We start from the raw sequence: 23946 nt of genomic DNA on the forward strand, positions 1-23946 counted from the left end.
TCGCCCTACGGGCAGCCGGAGGCTGTCCATTGCGCATCCTGCTCCATGATGCGACGTAAAAACTACGCCTCCGCGCAAGTGCTCGATTTTCTTGACCTTGGGAAAAATCACTCGTTTCCCAAATGAAAACTACGCTGTGTGCATCCTGAGTTTCCGGATGCACACTCACTAGGATAACAAGTCCCATGGTGCGATCTATCCAGCTTATACATAGCAATGCTTAAGCCAAAAACGATACAACTGCTATTTTCTGCGACTATCGACCAAAACGAAATTCTGAAGGGTTGTCTGGAACACAAAGGATGAGGTTTGGCCAAGTTGATTTGCTTTGCCACCCATGTCAACTCAACTTCGTATTTGACCGCAACTCAGAGGACAGGGGACTGTTTGAATACCAGATATACGAATCAAACCTGAGATATCTGTCGCATCAATAACCATTTGATTCACTTCGCTTATCACAATCCTGGGTTCAATCCGTAAGTGCAATTATCCAATCGATAGCATAAAAAAACCACCCTCGGCATAGCAGCGTAAAGGGTGGTTTTTTTCATCATATATCTGCGGAATTTTACTCAGTATCGCCTACTTCTTTCGGCACCTGAACTTTGGAACCGACCATCTTAAGCAATGTCGCAGCATCGCGATAACCGGAAAAGGGCCTGCCGTCGGGAAGAACTACCGTCGGGGTCGAATTGATGCCGGACTTACGCGCCAGAACGATGGTCTGGTCGACGGCTTCGGCGCGACAAACGGGCGGCGGTACCGGGCGGCCTGCGAAGCTCTGCTCGAGCATGGCGACCGAGCGGTTACAGACGATGCTCTTGGCGATCATGTAAGCTTCGGGATGAATATTGAGAGGCAGCATCTTAATATAGAAGGCCACGTCGGGATCGAGCTTCACGACCTTTTTCATCTCGGCATGGAGCTTTTTGCAATAGCTGCACTGCGGATCGGTAAACACGATGATTTTTTTGGAGGCCGAAGCTTTGCCGAGCAATAACGCATCGGCGAGAGGAATGGTAGCAACATCGATCCGATTAAGACTGGCAATGCGTTCCCGGGTGAGGTTTTCCCCGTCTTTGAGACGGAGCACTTCGCCGCGCATGACGAAGTTTTTGGTGAAGTCGATATAGACGGGGTAACGCTTGCCCTTTTTCTCAACCTCGACCACCCACAGGGCCTGCACCTGGGACGGTTCGATATTCAAAACCTTGTCGGCCTGTTTATCGAGCAGATACTTCGCTTCCTCCTTGCTCAGGGTATGACAGTCGATACAGGTCTTTTCGCCGCAGCTATCCTTTGGGAAAGCCCAGACCGTCGAAGCGCAGAACAAAAGAACAACAGTGACCAGCAATTTCATGGTATATCCTCTCCACATAGTTTCCCCCGATGACAGTCAATGCCGGCCAATGTTATAACGGAGCCCGGCGGAGTACAAGCCCCAATCTAATTAAGTATCACCGCAGAGGGCGCTGAGATCACAGAGAAAATCTTTAAATTCCTGTGACAGGAATATACAGGATAAACAGGATTACAAGTAAAGTCTTTGTTTGGGGTTATCCTGAATATTCTGCTCTCCCCTGTTGGATTTGCAGGAATAGGTATTCATTCTTTTCTCTGTGTCCGCGAGCGAGCAAAGCGAACGGGCGGCGAAAAAGCTTCTCCGCCTTTTCCTCCGACCCTGGAGATACCGTACGACAAGGAACAATTTATGGACATGATTACCCTGTTTGGCCTGGCCCTCGCGCTGGCCATGGATGCCTTTGCCGTGGCTCTGGGCTGCGGCCTGACCCTGGAGCGCCTCACCGGCAGGCATCTGTTTCGCCTCGGCTGGCATTTCGGCTTGTTTCAGGCCATGATGCCGATCATAGGCTGGCTGGCCGGTTTGACCGTGCAGAAGTGGATCGAAACCTACGATCACTGGGTGGCTTTCGGTCTATTGGTATGTGTCGGCGGCAAGATGATTCATGAGGCGTTTCAGGATGAAGAAACCCGTGAATCGCGGGATGATCCGACGCGGGGCATGTCGCTGATCATGCTGTCCGTGGCGACCAGCATCGATGCGCTGGCGGTTGGCCTGTCGTTGGCCATTGTCGGCATCTCGGTATGGTTCCCGGCATTGATTATCGGCATCATCGCCGGGGTCATGACGGTGATCGGCATGCTGCTCGGCCGCCGCGCCGGCGCGCGCTGGGGCCAGCGGGTGGAGATCGCCGGCGGTCTGATCCTTATCGGCATCGGGCTCAAGATCCTCTGGGAGCATACGCTGGGGATGTAAACCGGATTCCACCGCCCGTTCGCTTCGCTCTCTAGAGGACGCAGAGAACGCGGAGACAACCAAAAGCCTGGGTTTGAAACCTTGTTGCCATAAAATTATTGTTTTGTGGAACTTCTCTGTGGTCTCTGTGGTCTCTGTGGTCTCTGTGGTCTCTGTGGTAAAAATCTGTCTTTCAATCCATTGTATTCAAAAACAAATTAGCTAAAAATTAATTCCCGGCATGAGGAAAACCGTGTTGGTCGAAACGCCAGTCTTCGAAAGCAAACATGAAGGGATGATCGAGGCTGCGCATGTGCCACTGGTTGCGATGATTGAAACCGACAAGAATGCTCATGGAGGCGAAATCGAGCATCCAGCCTTCCTCCCCGCGGATCAGAAAATACGGCGCAGCACCCCTCTCCGTTACGGGAAAGCGCACCACCGCCCGCCCATCGTGCCGCAACACCTGTCCCTGCCCGATGTGAGCTTCCAGGGTACGTCGTTCGTTATCCTGCTGGGCGTCGGTCACCAACCATTTACGGAAAAAAGCACGGGTATCAGCGGAATAAAGACCCAGCTCGGGATCCTTGACGCGAGCGCGCAAGACCTCCAGGTAAACCGCCAGGGACTGTTCCGGCGAAGCTTGGGCAGCGAATCCCGAAGCATCGTCGAGCCGCGGTTTGGCCGGTATGCCGCTGTCGATAGCAACGGTGCTACGCGCCCCCGCGCCGCCCGACAGATGGGCCAGCCCGCCGGCTTCTTCCGCCGGGGCGTAGCTGCCTTCGTCGATGGCCCCCAGGACCTTGCCTACCACCAGCTCCACGGTCGCCTCGATACCGGCACCGATGCGCCCCGCTTCAAAAAAAGGGGCCATCTGGCGTTGCTCGATATATCCCACAAAAGCATCGGGAAAGATGCCCTCCAGATCGTAGCCGATCTCCATGCGCACCTGCCGGCCCGCCGGATCGATCAGCAGCAGCACTCCGCGTGCGCCTTTGGTGCGTTCGCCGATGCCTCGTTTCTCAAACAGCGTCACTGCCGCATCGTCGAGATCGCCGGGGCTGGTATCGAGCACCACCACCTGCAATTCGATATCGAGTTCCTGCAGCAGTTTGTCCTGAAAGGTCCGCAACCGCGTCTGCTCATCGGATCCCATCAACCCGGCGCGATCGTCGATATACCGATCCCCGCAGGCCGCCTGCAACAACGATAAACTCAGCAGAATGCAACAGAGTATGCGCTTCATGCCCTTCCCCTTTTGACACCGTTATTCAACGGACCGGAATCGATTCGATATCAGATCGACAAGACAGCATTACAACCATCCGAATAACGAAAACAATCCCCGACCCTGGGAAATGCAAAACCGATCTCACGCCCGTTCGCTGCGCTCACTTAAGACGCCAAGACGCAAAGAAAACCAAGTCTTAGACAAGAATATGGCCTTGCTTTGCGACTTTGCGGCTTTGCGTGAGACATCAGGTTTGGAGATTCAAAAAGCTTTATCGTACCCGTTCGTTGCCCCGACTCAAGCCACAAAGGCACAGAAAAAGCCGGTAACAAAGGAGGCAATAAAGCGATTTTCTTTAAAATCCGCCTCAACGCCGGGTGATTCGCCAGCAATTATGAATTTTTGGATTGCGGGCAAAATCGTGTGGAATGGTGGCGGCAGTGATATTTTCGATCTCCAGTTCCGGCAGGGATTCGAAATCCATACGGAACTTGCGGAAGTTATTGGAAAAAATCAGCACCCCGCCGGGCGTCAGCAGATTTGCCGCAAGGCGAATGATGTCCACATGGTCGCGCTGAATATCGAGGGTGGTTTCCATCGACTTGGAGGTGGAAAAGGTCGGCGGGTCGAGAAAAATCAGATCGTAATGCGCCTGCTCCCGCTCCAGGTACTGCAGCACGTCGGCACAGACAAAGCGGTGCTGCGGTCCGGACAGTTGATTGAGCCGCAGATTGGCCTGCGCCCAGTCGAGATAGGTGCGCGACATATCGACAGTGACGGTGGTGGCCGCGCCGCCTTTGACGGCGTGCACGGTGGCGGTGCCGGTATAGGCGAACAGGTTGAGGAAGCTCTTGCCTTCGGCCATGGCCTGCAGCATGAAACGGGTCGGGCGATGATCGAGGAACAGGCCGGTGTCGAGGTAGTCGGTCAGGTTGACCAGGAACCAGCAGTTGCCTTCGCGCACTTCGAAACGCTCGCCGGACCGGTCGAGCTTCTGGTATTGGCTGGAGCCTTTCTGTTTACGCCGCACCTTAAGGGTAATGGCTTCAGGTTCGACCTGCAGCACCTCGGGAAGGACCCGCATAACCTCACGCAGGCGGCGCTCGGCCTGACGGCTGTCGACGGAGGCCGGCGCCTGGTATTCCTGCACGTGCACCCGATCTTCGTAGATATCCACGGCCACGGCGTATTCGGGCATGTCGGCGTCATAAAGCCGGTAACAGGTCACATCCTCTTTTTTAAGCCAGCGCCGCAGCTGCTTGATGTTTTTGCGCAGGCGGTTGGCAAACATGATCGCGCCTTCACTGAGCGGCGCCTGGGGTGCATCGGCACCGAAAAACCGTTGTTCGGCAATGTCGAAATTCAGCAGGCGACACTCCAGAGCACCGTTGTAAAGCTTGTAGAGTTTGTGCGCGCGGATGCCGATATGTTTGGCCAGTTCCGGATTGCCGGTAAAGACCGCAGCCTGCCAGCCACTGAAGTGGGTACGCAGCTTTTCGCCTAGCGATGCATACAGCGAACGCAACTCGTCGACTTCGCCGAGGCGTTCCCCGTAAGGGGGATTGGTCACAAGCAGGCCACCGGATTCTCCGGCGTCGGGCACGGCCTGCAGATCCTCAAGCTCACACCGTTCAAAGCGCAGGTGCGCATCGAGGCCGGCCAGGCGGGCATTCTCCCGGGCGGCGCGAATGGCTTTCCGATCGCGGTCGTAACCGATCATACAGGGTAACTGTTGCAAACCTGCCTCGCGGCGCTGACGGGCTTCCTCCAGCAGGGTATCCCACACCTCAGCCCGATGCTGCAACCAGCCGGCAAATCCCCAGTAGGGTCGGGTCAGGCCCGGCGCGCAATCAGCGGTGATAAGCGCCGCCTCGATAACCAGCGTGCCCGAACCGCACATGGGATCGACCAACGCGCCGCCACGGGCGCCGACATCCGGCCAACCGGCACGCAGCAGAATGGCGGCGGCAAGATTTTCCTTCAGCGGCGCCAGCACCCCTTCGGCCCGGTAACCGCGCCGGTGCAGGCTGTCCCCGGACAGATCGAGACTCAGGGTCGCCTGATCCCGGTCGATATGCAGGTTGAGCCGGATATCGGGACGTTCCAGATCGATGGAAGGGCGTTGATCGAAACGTTCGCGAAAACGGTCGACCACAGCATCCTTGACCCGCAGGGCGGCAAAACGCGAATGGTTGATTTTGGAGCGTCGCAGCTGGGCATCGACGGCCAGGGTACCGGCGGCAGTCATATGCTCCTCCCATGGCACGGCTCCAACAGCCGCATACAGCTGATCCGGATCCTCGGCGCTGAATTCGGCAATCGGCATGAGAACCCGGCTGGCCAGCCGCGACCACAGACAGATACGATAGGCGGTCTCCAGCGAACCTTGAAAAGACGCGCCGGCCCGGGTTTCGGACACTTCAAGGGCGCCAAGCGCCCGCAGTTCATCGGCCAACAGGGGTTCAACGCCCTTGGGCGCGGTAGCGAAAAATTTTATGGGTGCATCCATCGGATCAACTTTCAAAAAAGGTATTCAAGGGCCTTCGGGATAGGCGAGATCACATCAAACGCGTGTTTTTAACAGCAGAAACGCCAAGGATTTTTTTAATTCCAAAACCAAAACCCCATGTCTCACGCGAAGCTACAAAGACACCGAGAGAGGTTATAATCGTCTTTAAAACTAAGCCTTTGCGTCTTAAGTGAGCATAGCGAGCGGGCGTGAGATCGGTTTTCCAGGAATCGAAATCCCCATCCCTTTCACCGGGCGGTCGATACAAGGCCGGCAGCATATACGCTATGCCCGATCATGGCAAGACTATCCGCCCATGCAGCCCGTCCAGGCCGGAACCTGGCCATAAACGATACCGAACAGCGGCACCACCAGACTATAGGTCAACAGGGTCACCAGCACAATGCCGATGATATTAAGGGCGAAACCGCTCTTGATCATCTGCGACATGGTAACATTGCCGGAACCGAACACAATCGCATTGGGCGGAGTTGCAACAGGCAGCATAAAAGCGCAGGATGCGGCCAGCGCGGCAGGTACCAGCAACAACAGGGGGTTCTCGCCAATGCCCAGGGCCACCGCACAAAGTACCGGCATGGCCATAGCCGCAGTGGCGGTGTTGGAAGTCAGTTCGGTCAAAAAGATGATCAGCACGGTAACCGCCAGCACCAGTAACAGGACAGGTGCCCCGCTCAACAGTTCGATACGCCCCGCCAACCAGCTCGACAATCCGGTCTTTTCAAACCCGCAGGCCAGCGACAGGCCGCCGCCGAACAGAATCAACATACCCCAGGGGAGTTTGGCCGCCCATTCCCAGTTCATAGCGAATTCCCCATGCCGCTTGACGGGAACGACAAACAGCAGCAAACCGCCGGTCATACCGATCACCGCATCGCTGATCATAGCCGGCGCCGGCCAGAATCCGGCCACCGTATCGCGCAGGATCCACGCCAGAGCCGTCAATCCGAACACCACAGCGGTGATCATCTCCCCCCGGCACATCGGCCCCAGGCTACGCAACTCCGCCTGGATCAGGTCCCTGCCGCCGGGCACCCGCGTCAGGCGCATGGGATTGGCGAAGCGGGTCAACCATACCCAGCACAGACCGAGCATGATCACCGACAACGGCACGCCGACCTGCATCCAACGGGCAAAGGTAATCTCGAAACCGTAGGTATGCTGCAGATACCCGGCCAACACCGTATTGGGCGGCGTACCGATCAGAGTAGCGATGCCGCCGATGGAGCAGGCATAAGCGATCCCCAGCATCAGGTTGGTGCCGAAGGCAAAATTTTGTGGTGAAAAATCGATGTTTTCGTCAAGCCCGCTGCGCCGTCCCTCGGCAATGACGTGCTGAATCACCGCCATGCCGATGGGCATCATCATCAAAGCCGTTACCGTATTCGAGACAAACGCCGACAGCGCAGCGCTGGCCACCATAAACCCCAGCACCAGCCGGTCGGGGGCAAAGCCGAAACAGCACACGACCAGCAACGCAATGCGTCGATGCAGATTCCAGCGCTGCATGCTCAGGGCGATGAGAAAGCCCCCCATGAACAGAAAAATCAGCTCGCTGGCATAGGGTGCCGCCGCCTCCCGCATGGGAAGCAGACCGCATAACGGCATGAGAATCAACGGCAACAGGGCGGTTGCCGGGATAGGAATGGCCTCGCACATCCACCAGGTGGCCATCAGCAAGGCGATGGCCGCCATCTTGCGGGCCTGCGGCGGTAAATCTTCGGCACCGGGCATCACCAGCATGGCCACGAACAACGCCGGCCCGACCAGCAGGCCGATCAGGCGGCGACGGCTCCAGGGGGCCGACCCGAAGCCGTTGGGAATGGGTGAAACCGTTTGCTGCGCGCGCGTATCATCGCCGGACGCGATGGGTGCATCACTCATTACATGACCTCATAACATTTTCATGCATTGCTTTTTGCCTTCCGATAGTACACATCAGTTAAAAAACCGGCTCTGCAGAGATAGCAAACACGCATGCCTCTCCCCCAACCGGATTCCATGGTCCAGACGGATCGGTGCCACATAAAAAACGAGGCGTATTCACATACCGGAATATTGAGGTTATTTTTTGGGCCGAAACGCCACGATACGCTGTTCGTCGGTGGTGAGATAAGGACCGCCGATAAGGTCGATGCACAACGGCACCGCGGCAAACACCGCATCAAGGCATTCCGCAATAGCCCTGGGCTGACCGGGAAGATTGATGATCAGACTGCCTCCACGGATGCCGGCAGTCTGCCGGGAAAGGATGGCGGTCGGTACTTTGGTCAGCGACACCTGCCGCATCAATTCGCCAAAGCCGGGCATCATCTTGCCACACACGGTTTTAGTCGCTTCGGGGGTCACGTCACGCAACGCCGGCCCGGTGCCGCCGGTGGTAATGACCAGGCAACATCCCTGCCGATCGCACAAATCCACCAGGGCTGCCTCGATATCCGTCTGCTCATCGGGAACCATTAGGGCTACGCCCTCCCAGGGTGAAGTCAACACATCTTCCAAATAGGTGCGAATGGCCGGGCCGCCGCGATCTTCATAAACGCCAGTGCTGGCGCGGTCGGAAACGGTCAGGATACCGATGCGGGCAACGCGATCTTCTGCCATGGTTGGCCTCCTTGCCAGGGTCGAAAGCGATCAGTATAGCAAAATCGGCTGCAAGATTGCGGATTAAGAATATCACGGACAGGAGAAAGCGACCAACGACGGAGAGATGCGTGGGTCAGGAAGGTGTCTGTTGCGCAAAGGCAGGCCTCATGAAACCCAGGCTGGCAGCAGTTCGGCAACGGTTTGTTCCTGAAGATATTTTTGCAGATCGCTTGCAGACATCGGCCGACCGAAAAAGAACCCCTGAATCTGCCGGCAACCCTGCTTCCACAAATAGGCAACCTGTTCTTCGGTTTCCACCCCTTCGGCGATGATGTCCAGATGCAGGCTGCGCGCCATACTCATAATCGCTTCCACCAGCGAAGCGCTGTCGCTGCATTTAGCCGCATCCCGGATAAACTTGCGGTCGATTTTAAGCCGATCGATGGGAAAATGCCGTAAATAACTCAGGGAGGAATAACCGGTACCGAAATCGTCGATGGCCAATTGCAGCCGTCGCGCTTTGAGATCACGGAAAGTGCCGATATTGCCTTCGACATCCTCCATGGCCACCGTTTCGGTTATTTCAAGTTCCAACAACCTCGGATCGAAGCCGGTGGAGTGCAATATATCATCGATAATCGGTACAAAATCCGGATGTTTGATTTGTTGTCCCGATATGTTGACAGCAAGACGCAACTCGGCCCCCTCCGGCTGCCACCAGGACAAATACTCCTGACACGCCGTGCGTAATACCCACTCGCCTATGGGACGGATCAACCCGGTTTCCTCGGCCAGGGAAATAAAATCATCCGGCATAACCAACCCTAAATCGTCATTACGCCAGCGCAACAGGGCTTCCACACCTAACATCCGACCGGTTTGCAGATCAACCTGCGGTTGATACTCCAGGAAGAATTCGTTCTTTGCCAAGGCGTTTTGCAATCGCATTTCCAGTTGCTGGCGGCGATGAAAGCGGGCATTGATCTGTTCGGAAAACAGCTCAATGGCATTGCGCCCGCGCTCCTTGGCCGCATACAGCGCACGATCGGCCCGTTTCATGAGATTTTCGACATCGACACCGTGCAGCGGATAACATGCAATGCCAATGCTGGTACCGACATAAATTTCGTCGCCATCGAGATTAAAAGGGGAGGCCATGATGCGCTGCACATTACCGGCCAGCGCCTTCACGGCTACCGGGTCGTCGATTTCCGTTAGCAAAAAGATAAATTCGTCGCCGTTAAGGCGCGCCAAAAAGTCCTCGCGCCCCAGACAGCCCTGCAGCCTTGCGGCGATCTTCTGCAGCAACAGATCCCCTTTGGCGTGTCCCAGAGAATCGTTAACCCCTTTGAAATGATCAAGATCGAGAAACATCAGAGCCAGTCCGTGTCCACGGCCGACCGCTTCCTCCAACCGACGATCCAGTTCTTTTTGAAAAAGAGCGCGATTGGGCAGTTCCGTCAGATGATCGTAATAGGCCATACGATGAATGGTACGCTGCGCTTTTTTCTGTTCGCTCACATCGAGACTGAAGGTTGCAAACCCGCTTACCCGTCCCTGACTGTCATGAAAAGGAAAAGCCCGCACCAGCCATATTTGGCCGTCGGACGTGACCACTTCACCATGCTCCGGCAAACCGGTCTTATGGGAGCGTAGAACGGGACACCCGATACACGGACTGTCCAGCCCATGCCAGGCTGCATAGCAGGGCAATCCTTCAATCTGGGTTTGTTGACGTCCGGCCCGATCGCTCGAAGTCCGGTTGGCCCAGCGAATACGCAGACCCGGATCGAGGTAGGCGATCAGATCGGAGGAGCTGTTAAGAATGAGACTCTTTTCCTGTTCCGACTCTTTCAGGGCGCGTGCGGCCTGATTCCGTTCCAGGATTTCCATACGCAATTGGCGATTGGCCTCCGTCAAATGCGCCGTACGCGCCAGGACCTTCGCCTCCAACTTGCTGCGGTCCTGTTCCAGGGCAAGCTGGGTGCGTTTACGACGTCGGATGATGCGTAACAGCGATAAAATCACCGCCACCAACACCAGGATAGCGGCCAGACTTTCAAACAATACCACACGGTAGCGAATCGCCAGAGGGTGCTCCGTGTTGACCAGGGTAGTGTCCGGCGGCAGATCGTCCACACTGATGCCAAAGCGATTAAGCTGCCGCATATCGAAACGGTATGCGGCCTTGCTCAAACTTAGTTGGGGCAAGGCAACAAGCGGCACTCCTTGGAGAATTTCCAACCCAAGAGCGGCGGTCTGCTGCCCCTGACGGTAGCCGGAGGTCAGCTTGCCGCCGAGGATTCCCTGGCCGAGATTGAAATCCCACAGACCATACACAGGAACCTTGCAATTCTCCACCAGCCGGGGCAGCGCTTCGTCGTATTCGTAAAATTGTCCCGAGGCATCCTTGAAAAAAACGCTATACAACACCAGACTATGCTTGGGCAGCTGCCGCAAACGTACAGCGATATCAGCAACGGACGTGTCGGGTAATATGTGAAACGCCAACCGTTGGCGATAACGGACCTGCATATCGGCGATTTTCTGACGAACCTTCAATCCGGTCGGGGTTTTGTCGGCAACAATATAGATCTGCCGAATATCGGAATGCAGACTCAGGGCGGTATCGAGCGTTTCTGCGATGTTGGCTTCCTCACTGATGCCGACCAGCCTCTTCTGCCCGATGAGACGGTCTGGATCAAGATAATTGACTCCGCAAAAAACCACGGGAGTCGATCCGAACAATTCTTCACGCCGGGCCAGAAGAAAGTCGAATGCAGCATCGTCGGAAGACAGAATCAGATCGAAAAAATCGGCAGGATATTTGGTTTGCAGGACAGAACGTATCTGGTCGCGCATGATACCGGGGGAGCGCCTTTTGGTATCCATATACTCGGTATAAATACGAAATCGGCCCTTTTCGGCCATCAGCACATCGCTGATGCCGCGGGTGATATCATCGCTCCATTTGTAACCTTGGTGGTAGGAATTGAGATAGAGGATTCTTTTGACGGAAGTATCGGCGACAGACGGCGTCGGTGAAAGCCAAAAGCACCACAGCAAAAAACAACCTAACAATGACAGGCATCGCAAAGAACCATAAAAAACTGTTGAATCGCAACGAACCATAAAACTGTGCCTTGCCACATGAGCAAATTATAACATGTTGAATTGTCGAGCAAACTTCTCTTTGCAACTGCGTTCTAGATAGCACAGCTTGAGGTATACAGAAAGATTAAAATTAAATCTTTTGCGAATCGTCCGGGCCAGCGGCACCCGTCAATAAAAAAGGGGCCGGAAAAACCCCGGCCCCAAACATCTCATTTTCGGAAAATACTCTTAGTGCTGACCGCAACCCTGGCAACCGTTGCTGCCGTCGCCGCAATGGGATTCGGCTGCGGGAGCTTCCGACTGCAGACCGGTCTCGACAACTTCGATGTCGAAAATCAGGGTCTTGCCGGCCATGGCATGGTTGGCATCAAGGCGCACGGCCTCTTCCGTGATTTCTACAACCACGGCAGGCACCGGGCGACCGCTCTGGTCTTTAAGATGAAAACGCTTGCCGACTTCGACTTCGAGCTCCTCGGGCACATTGGCCTTGGGAATATCGATGATCAGATCTTCGCGATGCTCACCGTAGCCGTCCTTGGGCTCGACGGTGATGGTGGTTTTGTCGCCGGTGGTAAGACCTACCACAGCATCGTCGAAACCTTTGATGAGTTGACCGGCACCAACGGTAAATTTGAGGGGCTCACGCCCTTCGGAAGAATCAAACACCTCGCCGTTTTCGAAACGCCCGGTGTAATTAACGCTGATAGTATCTCCAGCTTTGATGGTTTCTGCCATTTCTCCTCGTCTCCTTGGTCTAATGGTTGAGAAATGCCATCGCCGCATGCGATAACATTGTTTCCCCCATTGCGTATTTGGCCCGGCTTTCATGAAGATAACATTGTGAAAACTCCGGGTCAGCTCTCGACCTGGCCTGAATCCGTTACGCCGAGAACCGCTAAGTTAGCTACCCTCCGAATAGATCGGTAGGCTTCAGGCCGGTAGCAACGATTTCTATATCGAAAACCAGAGTTTTTCCCGCCATGGGATGATTGCCATCGAGGCGAATCAGCTCTCTGGTAACTTTGGTGACGGTGGCCGTCATGGCTTTGCCGCCCTGCAGAGGCAACTTGAGCTGCATGCCGGTAGAAACGCTCATTTGAGCGGGCATACTACTGCGGGGGATGGACAGCACATACTCTTCCTTATGCGGTCCGTAAGCCTTGTCCGGACCGATGGTAACCTGCGTGCGTTCACCGGCGCGCATCCCGATAACCGCTTCATCGAACCCTTTGACCACAGCACCGGAGCCAACCACGAAGGTAAACGGTGCGCGCCCGTCTGTGGAATCGAAAACCTCACCGTCCTGATAGCGGCCGGTATAGCGAACCCGCACGACATCTCCATCCTTGACTTGCTCAGTCATACCCTTCTCTCCCGTTCATCGTATAGCGAATGCAAACGACCGCATGCCTGCCAACCGTTACGTAAAGCGCCCAATGCTCGACCAAAATCCCTCTGCATATGCAGCAACTCGGGTACAAGGGAGGGTTGGCAACATAACGTCCTGACAAGACGCAGGGGCCTGGGACGCCCGAATTCATCCACCAAATCAAATAACGCAGCAGACACCGGCCGGGCCGCCTCGTCGCAAATGGCCCGCAACACAAAAAACAACCGGCCGGCTTCCGATGCCACCCGCGCTACGGCGGCACTTTCCATATCGACGGCCAAGGCTTTGCGACGCTCTCGCCAGAATATTTTTTGTTCAACGTTCAGCAAAGGTGCTGCCGTGGTCAAGGTACGCCCGCTGCGAACCTCGCTCCCCAGACAGTCCATCAACATCTTATGCAATGCCGTATCGACCGTCCACCGCTGGCCGTGTTCGTCGACCACTTCACTGGCGAGCACAAGCTGGCCGCTCTGCAGCTCGGGAGCCAAAGCGCCGGACACGCCGGCGATCCCGACATGGGTTACACCGCGCTCGATCAAAAAAGCGGCGGCCCTGGCGGCGCGCTCAGACCCCATGCCACATCGCACCCACAGAGTATCGGCGCCGAACAACCCGACTGCGGTACCGACATCGAACTCGCCCTGACGCTGCCAGCGAAATCTGCCGAGCATGGCTTTGGCTTCACCGGGCAGAGCCACGACCATACCGGGACGAAAAATCCCGCTGCGCTTATCCGACGAGATCATGGTCTCCTCCACGGAACAGACATCGGTTGCGGCATGTCTCAGTTACCGGCCCCGCGCATAAAAACCCGAAAGGCCTTGAACGGATGAGTGGCCGCATCGACCACAGCACTCGTCTCGAACCCGCAGTGTACCATACAATCGGCACAGCGTGCATCCCGCCCGGTTCCATAGCTATCCCAGTCGGTTTCTTTGATCAGCGCATCGAAGGTATCGACATAGCCGTCATTGAGCAGATAACAGGGACGTTGCCAGCCGAAGATATTGGCTGCCGGGGTACCCCACGGCGAACACGCATAGGTTTGACCGCCGGCAAGAAAATCGAGATAAAGGCTACTATGATTGAAGCGCCAACCGCGGGCTTTGGCCTGTGGCAATACCGCCTGAAACAGTTTGTAGCTCCCCTCGCGACCCAGAAAATTATCCTGTTCTTCGGCGCTTTCGTAGTTAAATGCGGGAGCGATGGTCATGCCCTCGACGCCGAGAGACATGAGAAAATCGAACAACGCTGCGGCGCTTTCCGGAGTTTCATCTCCGAAAAAGGTAGTATTGGTGGTGACCCTGTACCCTTCCGAAACCAGCCTCCGGATGGATTGCACGGCCTGATCGAAAACTCCCTTGCGATTAACCAGGGCATCGTGTTTATCCCGCAAACCATCGAGATGCACGTTGAAGGTCAGGTAAGGGGACGGTTCAAAGTCCTGCAAACGTTTTTCCACCAACAATGCATTGGTACACAGATAGACGAAACGCTTGCGGGCGATCAACTCACGGGCAATCACATGAATTTCGGGGTGCATCAAAGGTTCGCCACCCGGCAGCGAAACGATGGGGGCTCCGCATTCTTCGGCCTTGGCCACGCATTCCTCGACTGTCAGGCGCCGCTTCATCACCTCGGGCGGATGCGAAATCTTGCCGCACCCCTTGCAGCGTAAATTGCATTGAAAAAGAGGCTCCAGCATCAGAACCAAGGGAAAACGGCGATTGCCTTTCACCAACTGCTTGCAGATATAAGCGCCAATGCGCGCCTTTTGAATAAAAGGAACTCCCAAAACGATCTCCTTGCAACGAATATTCAAAGAGGGCATCGGATCGCGTATGGATCTTCGCCCCTTCGCGGATAATCGAAATACAGCGACGCAGGGCAGCATCCTGACACGACCGGAGCGGCACCCTGCGCCAACCAAAATCACTCATATTCTCGGGACCGCATTCGAGCGGTCCTCAGTCACCCGGTAGACTGTCGCACAGCTGCTGCTGTAACTCAAGCCCCCGTTGCCATTCACCTGAAGGGTCGTCTGCGGGCATCCGATCCTGCCAGTATTCCCGTAACTGCAGGCAGGCGCCGGTAACTTGTTCATCCTCAAGCAGCGCTGCGATCAATCCCGCTCGATTATCGGCCCGCTGTGGTACCAATTCCACGGCCTGCGCAAAGTACTCGACAGCCAGGGCCGGGTCACCGACACTCACGGGAAACTCCGGTGCACGCAGATAGAGATCCCCCAGCATACGAGCGGGACCGGCCTCATCGAGAGCCGGGTTCAAAGCCAACGCCGCCAGCGCCTCGCGCTCGATAACCGGCACCAGCGACAGGGCCCGTAACGGACTGAATTGGGCTTCCAGTCCGGCCAGATAACCGAAAAGATAATGCGCTTCGGCACTTCGGGGAAACGCGCCTGCGGCCTGTTCGGCCAGCTGTCTGCCGGCTGCAGCATCCGTTGAACCGCCACCGGCACGCTCGATCAGATAAGCATAGCAAGCGGCACCGTGCAATGCTGCGACGGCATCCGTCGCAGCCGCAAGACGCCATGCATCGGCCTGAGCGGTATCGCACGGCGCCCACAAAACAACGCTTTCCGGCGAATCTTCAGGCACCACGCCAGGTTGATCCGGAATTTTATCCAGAGGCGCCATGCAGCCGCAAAGCGTGCATACTACCCCAAAAAGCATAAATATCACAACCTTCATAGGTCTTTTTCCTGCAACGCATCAAGACGCGCATCGACCGGGCCGAAACCTTCGGTCTGCAACAACTGCAGCAGGTCGCTGGCTGCGGCATCGTGCTGCATGTTTTCCAGAACGGTACGTAACCGCTTGTGAAGATCGTCCGGGGGACCGAAAGCGACCACCGCCGAAGTCGGCAGTCGTTCCGAAGTCGTCAGCACCTTCAGTTTGGAAGCCAGGGACAAAGCCTGCACCGCGTCGTATTGGGGCTTATCCAGCACGACGGCGCCGCCTTTGCCGCGCAACACGCCACGCAAAGCGCGCAGCGGGCGCGAAGTCCCCGCCAGAGCAAAGGGCAGCTCCGCCTCTGACTTACCGAACAGCAAACGGGCGGCGATGGACGGTTCAAACAGCATGGTACCGGAAACGGATCCTTGCAACGCCTGCCATTGTTCCGGTCCGTCCTTGGCAACCACCAGTCGCCAGATATCGCTATCGGCACCGCCGGGCAGCGTCGAGGCCAGCGGCGTCATGCAGGTGTTATCGACATGCGCCAGGTAATACCCCAACTGAACAATGCCCCAACCGGGTCTGTTACTTGCCAGAAAAGCTTCCGCCTGCTCAATCTGATTGAAATAATGCCCGTGCACGGTCACATCCTGACCAAGCTTGCCTTGCACATAGGAGGCAAACGCATCCATGACCGGTTGAGCATCCTCGGAAGTGCCGGGCTGGCCGGGCTGGATAATGACGAAATCGAAAGAATCTATACCGTAGGCCGGACAGATGAGGACGGTCAGCGACAAAAGTACCAAAAGCATGTTTCGCAACATGACTTACTCCTTATCGTGGTTTGCCCCATAACGGATGACTTTGAGCACCGCCGGCAGTACCAGCAGACAGCTTAACATGCCTGTCAGCGAGCCCAGCACCATAACCCAACCGAGACTCGCCAGACCGCGATGATGGGCAAACAGCAGTCCTCCGAAACCGATCATGGTGGTAGCGAAACTCAATGTGACAGCCATGGGTGTACTGGTCTGAAACAGACAACCGTTGCCAAGTTCCTTCCAGCGTGCGAGAAAATGCACCCCGCCATCGACTCCGATAGCAATCAGGATGGGGATCGCGAAGAAGTTGGCAAGATTGAAATTGAGTCCCAGCCAGCCCATCAGCGACAACAGCCAGATCATGCCCACCGAAAGGGGCAACAAGGCCAGCAGAATATACCGCATACTGCGGGCATTGAACCATAACAACAGACTGACCAGAACAAGAGTAAGCAGCGCGGAAAACACAAAGGTATGCTTCATCAGACGAGCCGATTCAAACACGCTGATGGGTACCCCGGTGACCTGTGCGTCCACTTTGCGCAGATCCGCGACAAAGGTACGCAGATTTTTGAACTTCCAGATGTCCTGGCTGGGCACAACTTTGATCTGCATGGCACCGTCACGACCGACATACAAACCCCGCAGAAACGCCGGCAGTTCGTCCATGCCGACGGGGGAAGCCGAAAGCCAGATCTGCAACTGGCGCAGGCCTTTTGAAACATCGGCCTGCAGCTGGGTCTGCAATGGCGTCAAACGCGCAGCCAACGCCCGATTATCTGCAAGCCTGGCGTAGGCGGAATCGAGCTTCTCGATAAGGGCGTCAAGCTGGGCCAGCTCGTCACCGGCACCGGCGGCAAAAAGTTTCTCCGCCAGGTTGTCCAGAGCCCCCGACAAACTATCCAGAGCATCCAGCATGCGCTGTGCATCCACCGGGCCCGCAGCTCCAGGTGCCGTCGGCAGATTGCCGAGGCGAGCGGCGGCCTGTCTGAACAACGCCGCTTTACGTTGCTGATTTTGCGGCAGATAATCGCTGAGACTTTCCGTTTTGCCCACCGTATCCAGGGCCTTGAATTGCTCACGCAGACGGTTGAGTTGAGTGACATCGTTCGCCACCGAAACGGCATACCAGGTCGACTCGTCGGAATCTTCGATCATGCGTTTTTCATAACGCACCGATTCCAATCCCTCGGCCTGCAGCTCCAACAGATTGTAATTGAAGCGCACTTTGAAAAGCCCCGGCAGCAACAGCAGGGTCACCAGGACAACCACCGTCAGCAGACGACCGGGACGGGCCGACAATCGTCCAATCAGGGGCACGGTGGTGATCTGCGGCATCGACTTGGGAAAAAGATTACGCCGACCGGCCATAAGCAACAAGGCCGGCAGTACCGTCAACATCACCACCAGGCACAGCAGGATACCGGTACCCCCGATAAGTCCAAGTTCGGCCAGACCGGTAAAATCGGACCAGACCACGGCGTAAAAGGCGCAGACCGAAGTGATCGCGCCAAGAATGACCCCGGGGCCCGTATGCATCAGAGAAATTCGCACCGCGTCTTCGACATCGTTGCCGGCCTTGCGCTCTTCCACGTAACGCATGACCACATGTACCCCGAAATCGACCCCGATACCGACCAGCACCAGAGCGAACACAATGGATAATAGATTGAGTACGCCAAGGGTTACGGTGGTAAAACCGAAAGTCATGGCCAAGGCCAGAACCAGACAGAAAATAACCAGCACCGGGCGCAACCAGCCATGCAACACCAACGTAAACAACAATCCGACAAGGATCACCGAAAGAATCGAAGCGCGCATCATATCGCGGTTGGTGGTGACCATTTCATCGGCCTGCAGCACCGGGCGGCCGGTCAGCCCGGCCTGTATGGCGGGAAATTCCGCACGGGTCTGCTGCAGGGCTTCACGAACCGTAGCCAGTGGACCGGCGATAACGTCCATGGTGCTGTAATCCTTGACCGGCAGCAAACGCATGATCAGCAAACGCTCGTTGGCGGTAAAGAAATAATGCACACCGCGATCCGCCACATCGAATACCGGGCCTTCGGCAGGCTCACCGGCCAGTGTCTGATCAATACGGGTAACGAAACCGTCGAGACCTTCAAGCGCCGGGCCCAACAGACTCGGATCGGCCGTCTCGCCATCCTGCCTGCCGCCGCCGAACAAGCCGCTGACCCGCTCAATCAGATCGGGCAGTTTGCCGCTGTGCAGCCAGTCCGTAGCCAAAGGACCGATCGCCCCGACCATATCGGTCAAACCTTGCGCTTCATCGAGGGAAGCGAAATAGAGGGCACCCGGCCCGAGGTCCTGGGCGGTTATACGGTAGTGAATTTCCTGAATCTGATCGGGATAGGCCCCCAGGCGGGTAGCCAGAGCCTCGGCAAACCGTTCCGCACTGCGTTTGCCCGATGCGCCTTCATCCGCCTGCACGACCACGTAAAGATACTCCTGATCACCAAAGTTCCTGAGTACCTCGAGATAACGCTGCTGATAGGGTAAATCCTGCGAAACCAGTTTATCCTGATCGCTGTCCAGACGTAAAAAAAGCACAGAAACCAGAGCCGCGACGGCGGCCAACAGTACCGCGCACCAGACAATGGTGCGCGGTGCGCGGGATATGAAACGCCAGAGACCGGTCAGGCATTTTTCCTGTATGCGGGAAAACATGATCAGGCGCTCTTAAGCGTGCGCATGGCCAGATTTTTGGTCGTGGTCCAGGCCGCACCGGGAAAACGGTGAACATCTTTGAGAACGGCTTCCATGGCATCGAGGAACATATCGGCTTCCTTGCGCCCGATCATCAACGGCGGCAGGATCTTGACCGTATCCAGGCCATGACCGGCCACTTGGGTCAGGATGTTGAATTTTTCCATCAGCGGCATGGTAATCATCTGCCCGAACAGATCGTCGTTCATCTTATGCACCAGCTTCCATCCTGTCTTCAAAGTCAGAGATCTGGGTACCCCGAACTGCATGCCGACCATCAGTCCTTTGCCGCGGATTTCATGCAGCATTTCGTAGCGCTGGGCCTTCTCGGTCATGCCGGCGATAATGTAATCGCCGATTTCGGCCGCTTGCTCCACAAGCTTTTCACTCTGCAACACTTCGATGGTGGCGAGACCGGCGGCCATGGCCAGATCGTTCTGACCGAAGGTGTTGGAATGAGCGAAACAACGCTCCATGCTGTCGAATATTTTGGAATGAATGGAACGCTTGGTAATCACCGCTCCGATCGGTACGAAACCGCCCGACAGGGCCTTGGACACCGCCATGATGTCCGGTACGACGCCCCAATGGTCGACAGCGAACATTTTTCCGGTACGCCCGAAGCCGGTTTGAACTTCATCGGCGATCAAGAGGGTGCCGTACTTGTCGCACAGTTGACGGGCACCGGGCAGATAATCGTCATCGGGCACAAAAACCCCTTTGCCCTGAATCGGTTCAACGATGAAGGCGGCGACGTCGCCGCTGGACAGTTCGCGCTCCAAAGCTTCGAGATCGTTGAAGGGCACCTGTATGCAACCGGGCAGCAGCGGTTCGTTGAACTCGCGAAATTCGCGGTTACCGTTGACCGACAATGCGCCCAGGGTCAAGCCGTGAAACGCATGATGGCAGTGCACCACCTTGTGACGACGGGTCGCCTGGCGGGCGAACTTCAGGGCCCCCTCGACACTCTCGGTGCCGGAGTTGGTAAAGAATACCGCATCCAGATCACCCGGAGTGATTTGGGTCAGGGCTTCAGCCAGCATGCCGGAAATCCCGCCGAGATCCATCTGCACCATGCTGGCCGGGTCGGAGTCGAGGATCTGGTGCAGCACCTGGGCCACCAGCGGATGATTGCGCCCGATATTAAAGACGCCGAAACCGGCCAGAAAATCGAGCACTTCGCGCCCTTCGGTATCGATGAGACGGGCGCCTTTGCTGCTGACATAATTGCGTTTGAAACCGATAACCTCAAGCACCCTGACAAACTGGGGGTTGATGTACCGTTTGTGGAGATCATAGGTTTCTGCGTGACGTTCCCTTACCGATGATAGAATATCCATGGTCCTGACTCGCTATTGTCTTGAGGTTGTTATATGACATCCGTCCGGTTCGCGCACTTTCGGTTTACTCCCCAAACACAGAACCGCCGCGCGGGCGGGAAAAACCGTTGGGAATAACATACCGGGAAGACTTGTGCCGGAAAGATCTCTTGCAGATTATGAACGGATCATTTTAGGTCAGTAAGGCCGATCATGTCCATGGCAAAATGAAACTATCCATCGCAGGGTCAGCGAAAGACACATCGTTTAAACAACAAGACTCCGGCAAGCAGCACCGGAGTCTCGTCCCGACCGTCATGTCGGTTAAAAACTTCACCTGTGAATCGCTAACGACGCACCTCAACCAATGCTTTTATCCCATCAGGCAGAGTCCCGTACATGGCGCGCGTCGGCACAAAAGCGGGTTTGAATGGCGGTTGGCCGTACTGCTGAAGGATTTTCTGTCCGCCCTGCGGATCGAGCAGATACGCCAAAAAAGCTTCGGCGGCTTCGCGGTTGGGGGCATCCTTGAGCATCGTGGTGCCGTAAGCGACAAAGCGTCCTTTGCGATCGATAAAGGTGCCCGGTCGCTCCCCCGTCACGCGCACACTGACCTCGCCGTAAAAATCGTCATGAGCCAGCTTGGCCAGATTGACATGTTCATCCAGGGTCACGAACTTCAGGTGATGCTGCAAGGCGATGGATCGATATGCCCAGGCATAATCCATATCGCCATTTTGCACCATGGAAGTGAGGCTGACGGATTTGTCGCGCAGGTTCTCCTTGGGCCGGTTGGCCAACAGCCGTTGGTAGAGACCGGGTTGCCGGTAGTATTTTTCCGCCAGCTGAATGGCCATGAGGCTGCGGTATCCGCCCGGATCGATATTCGGATCGGAGTGTCCCCAGACAACCCCGGGCCGTCCGAGAACCTCGAACCAGTTGTCCTGATTGATCTGATCGGCGAACTTGCTGTGTTCCGAATAGGTCAGCACCAGCTCATTGGTGGCGAAACGGATATTAAAATCGGCCAGAGCCGGAATCAGACTGTGATCGATCACCTGAAAATCGGCGGACGCCATCAGGTCGGCCGGCTTGCCGACTTCGGAAATCAGCCGCGCCATACGTGTACTGCCCCCCGATTCGCGCTGCACATCGACCTCGGGATACCGCGCCTCAAAGGCTTTTTCCATAGCCGCAAACGGTACCGTCAGACTGCCGGCGTGAAAGATGATGAGTTTTCCCGTGGGAGCAGCAAACACCACTCCTGCCTGCATGATGCAAAGCAGCGCCACACTGACAATCCTCAATATTCTCCGTCCCCTCTTCAACATACAACGACCCCTTTCATAAGGAACAAAACCAATAACAAATGACAATGGACGAATAACGAAATTAAAACACTCGCACCGCATCGGTCTGGAACCCGAGATAGACGGCATCACCCTCGTTATAACTGTGCGACATCAGGGTCTTTCGATCCATGATAGTCTTGAAACAAGCCTCGCGGCAGCGGACGCTGATCTCATGCCAGAGTCCGGCCGGAACGATCTGCTCGATCACGCCGGCATAGTGCACATAACCATCGGAAAATCCGTTCTCGCGTTGCAAAACGATATCTTCCGGGCGTAATGCCAACACCCCCTGCCTGCAGATAGCCGGTTCCGGCAGCGGGCAACTCAGACCGCCGAACTCGATCCCTTGATCGGCAACACGGGCAGCAAAGATATTTTTCATGCCGACGAATTCGGCCACAAACGGATTGGCCGGACGCAAAAAGATATCCTCGGTGGAACCGACCTGCTCCATGCGCCCGTTGCGAATCACCCCGACCCGATCGGCCAGATACAGAGCTTCACTGAAATCGTGGGTGACCATCATGAAGGTAATGCCCAATTCGCCATGAAGTTTTTTCAGAACACGGCGTATTTCTTCACGAAAATTGGGATCGAGCGCCGACAACGGTTCATCGAGGAGCAACACCGAAGGGTTGACGCTCAAAGCCCGCGCCAGGCAGACGCGCTGTTTTTCGCCGCCGCTGAGATGCAAAGGCCGGCGATGAATAATATTTTGCAGCCCGAGCAATTCCACGAGATGGTCGATCCTCTGGCGGGCCTGCTGCATATCCAGATCGAAATAACGCAACCCGTAACAGATATTGTCCATCACCGTCAGATGAGGAAACAGCGCGTAATCCTGATATACGATTCCGATGCGCCGCTGCTCCGGCGGCAAACGTGTAATGTCCTTGCCGTCCACCCGGATGCCGCCGGCCGTGACATGTACCAGACCGGCGATCGATTCCAGAATCACGGTTTTCCCCGAACCGGTCGGGCCGAGCAATGCGAAGAATTCGCCGGGCGCCACCTGCAGCGAAACATCCTGTACGGCAAACCCCGGCAATTTAACTGTCAATTGGTCAAGATTGATCATCGTTCCACCTTGCTCGGCAAAGACACCAGACGCAACAACATGAAGAGTGTCAGACACACCAGAATAAGCCACACGCCGACAGGCTGGGAATACTTGAGACCGTAGGCGGTAAAGCGCTCATACATCAGCACCGGTGCGATCATGGGGTGATACGCGACGATGACCACCGCTCCGAATTCGCTCACTGCCCGGGCCGCACACATGATCACGCCGCCGAGCATATGCCGCCAGCTGAGGGGAAAGGTAACACGGAAGAATGTGGCAGCGCGCCCGGCGCCAAGACTGCGGGAAACCTTTTCGAGCCGCACCGGCACACTTTCGAAACCGGATTTGGCGGCGTTGAGATAAAACGGCAAGCCGACAAAGGTCAGCACCACGATGATGCCGGTGACGCTGCCCATGATGCGCAAACCGATCTTGCCCATCAACTGGCCGAGAGGATGCCCCCGGCCCAGCAGGCTGAGAATGGCGATACCGACCACCGGATGCGGAATCATGATGGGCAGATCGATAATACTCTCGATCAGTTTTTTGCCGAAAAAGTCGTAGCGAGCCAACAGGTAAGCCAGCGGTGTACCAACCGCGAAGGCGATCAGTGCCGCAATCAACGCGGTATAGACCGACAACCAGATGGAAGACAACACCTCCGGATCATGGATGGTCTCCCACAGTGAAGCCAACGACGGTTGGGACACCATCTGAAACAACGGCATGACGATAAACAGCAGCACCGCCGTACTGCAGAAAAAGGTTACATAAAGAAAGGGGCTGCCGAGAGACACCCGCCTTTTACCGGCAGATTCACCCGCAGCCCCCGCATTACCTCCATTTATCTGCATAGCCAC

At 56.0% G+C, this 23946-nt stretch carries 18 protein-coding genes; 1 reads left to right on the plus strand and 17 read right to left on the minus strand.

Annotated features, from left to right (window positions below):
• Positions 1 to 571 precede the first annotated feature (571 nt).
• Positions 572 to 1363 (minus strand): DsbC family protein, encoded by a 792-nt coding sequence (locus tag PCAR_RS11375; RefSeq protein ID WP_052643410.1) that lies wholly within the window; start codon positions 1361 to 1363, stop codon positions 572 to 574.
• 351 nt (positions 1364 to 1714) lie between these two features.
• Here PCAR_RS11375 and PCAR_RS11380 point away from each other — a divergent pair, with 351 nt between their 5' ends.
• Positions 1715 to 2281, plus strand: coding sequence for a manganese efflux pump MntP (locus PCAR_RS11380; RefSeq protein WP_011341822.1), 567 nt, complete (start codon positions 1715 to 1717; stop codon positions 2279 to 2281).
• 208 nt (positions 2282 to 2489) lie between these two features.
• On the opposite strand, the gene PCAR_RS11385 is transcribed toward PCAR_RS11380, so the two are convergent.
• The 16 genes from PCAR_RS11385 to PCAR_RS11460 all read right to left on the minus strand — a co-directional run bounded on the left by PCAR_RS11385 (position 2490) and on the right by PCAR_RS11460 (position 23946).
• The gene (locus PCAR_RS11385) at positions 2490 to 3506 is read right to left on the minus strand and encodes a TPM domain-containing protein (protein WP_011341823.1); all 1017 of its coding nucleotides are present in this window, start codon (positions 3504 to 3506) and stop codon (positions 2490 to 2492) included.
• Positions 3507 to 3858: 352 nt separating this feature from the next.
• Positions 3859 to 6000: a bifunctional 23S rRNA (guanine(2069)-N(7))-methyltransferase RlmK/23S rRNA (guanine(2445)-N(2))-methyltransferase RlmL gene (gene rlmKL / locus PCAR_RS11390; RefSeq protein ID WP_011341824.1), complete on the minus strand. Its 2142-nt coding sequence runs from the start codon at positions 5998 to 6000 to the stop codon at positions 3859 to 3861.
• Positions 6001 to 6306: 306 nt separating this feature from the next.
• On the minus strand, positions 6307 to 7902 hold the full coding sequence (locus PCAR_RS11395) for an SLC13 family permease (protein ID WP_011341825.1): 1596 nt from the start codon (positions 7900 to 7902) through the stop codon (positions 6307 to 6309).
• Positions 7903 to 8082: 180 nt separating this feature from the next.
• Complete coding sequence (gene mog / locus PCAR_RS11400) at positions 8083 to 8622, minus strand: molybdopterin adenylyltransferase (protein ID WP_011341826.1); 540 nt, start codon at positions 8620 to 8622, stop codon at positions 8083 to 8085.
• Between the two features lie 147 nt (positions 8623 to 8769).
• A complete protein-coding gene (locus PCAR_RS17920) occupies positions 8770 to 11670 on the minus strand; it encodes a GGDEF and EAL domain-containing protein (RefSeq protein ID WP_158447422.1) in 2901 nt (966 codons plus the stop codon).
• Positions 11671 to 11946: 276 nt separating this feature from the next.
• Positions 11947 to 12453: an FKBP-type peptidyl-prolyl cis-trans isomerase gene (locus tag PCAR_RS11410; RefSeq protein WP_011341828.1), complete on the minus strand. Its 507-nt coding sequence runs from the start codon at positions 12451 to 12453 to the stop codon at positions 11947 to 11949.
• A 169-nt stretch (positions 12454 to 12622) separates the two neighbouring features.
• Positions 12623 to 13081: an FKBP-type peptidyl-prolyl cis-trans isomerase gene (locus tag PCAR_RS11415; RefSeq protein WP_011341829.1), complete on the minus strand. Its 459-nt coding sequence runs from the start codon at positions 13079 to 13081 to the stop codon at positions 12623 to 12625.
• Positions 13078 to 13854, minus strand: a complete 777-nt coding sequence (locus tag PCAR_RS11420; protein ID WP_011341830.1) for a nucleoside phosphorylase — start codon at positions 13852 to 13854, stop codon at positions 13078 to 13080. Before PCAR_RS11420 ends, PCAR_RS11415 begins: the two co-directional genes overlap by 4 nt.
• A 38-nt stretch (positions 13855 to 13892) precedes the next feature.
• Entirely contained in the window at positions 13893 to 14903 is a 1011-nt protein-coding gene (gene hpnH / locus PCAR_RS11425) for an adenosyl-hopene transferase HpnH (protein ID WP_011341831.1), read from the minus strand.
• A gap of 172 nt (positions 14904 to 15075) precedes the next feature.
• A complete protein-coding gene (locus PCAR_RS11430; RefSeq protein ID WP_011341832.1) occupies positions 15076 to 15819 on the minus strand; it encodes a hypothetical protein in 744 nt (247 codons plus the stop codon).
• A complete protein-coding gene (locus PCAR_RS11435; protein WP_011341833.1) occupies positions 15816 to 16628 on the minus strand; it encodes a PhnD/SsuA/transferrin family substrate-binding protein in 813 nt (270 codons plus the stop codon). Before PCAR_RS11435 ends, PCAR_RS11430 begins: the two co-directional genes overlap by 4 nt.
• Positions 16629 to 16631: 3 nt before the next feature.
• Positions 16632 to 19313, minus strand: coding sequence for an MMPL family transporter (locus tag PCAR_RS11440; protein WP_011341834.1), 2682 nt, complete (start codon positions 19311 to 19313; stop codon positions 16632 to 16634).
• A gap of 2 nt (positions 19314 to 19315) precedes the next feature.
• The gene (locus tag PCAR_RS11445) at positions 19316 to 20692 is read right to left on the minus strand and encodes an aspartate aminotransferase family protein (RefSeq protein WP_011341835.1); all 1377 of its coding nucleotides are present in this window, start codon (positions 20690 to 20692) and stop codon (positions 19316 to 19318) included.
• 326 nt (positions 20693 to 21018) lie between these two features.
• Positions 21019 to 22002, minus strand: coding sequence for a tungstate ABC transporter substrate-binding protein WtpA (wtpA, locus tag PCAR_RS11450; protein ID WP_011341836.1), 984 nt, complete (start codon positions 22000 to 22002; stop codon positions 21019 to 21021).
• Positions 22003 to 22063: 61 nt separating this feature from the next.
• Positions 22064 to 23101, minus strand: a complete 1038-nt coding sequence (locus PCAR_RS11455; protein ID WP_011341837.1) for an ABC transporter ATP-binding protein — start codon at positions 23099 to 23101, stop codon at positions 22064 to 22066.
• Positions 23098 to 23946 (minus strand): ABC transporter permease, encoded by an 849-nt coding sequence (locus tag PCAR_RS11460; RefSeq protein WP_011341838.1) that lies wholly within the window; start codon positions 23944 to 23946, stop codon positions 23098 to 23100. The genes PCAR_RS11455 and PCAR_RS11460 overlap by 4 nt, the downstream gene beginning before the upstream one ends.

The organism is Syntrophotalea carbinolica DSM 2380 (assembly GCF_000012885.1).
Classification (GTDB): Bacteria; Desulfobacterota; Desulfuromonadia; order Desulfuromonadales; family Syntrophotaleaceae; genus Syntrophotalea; species Syntrophotalea carbinolica.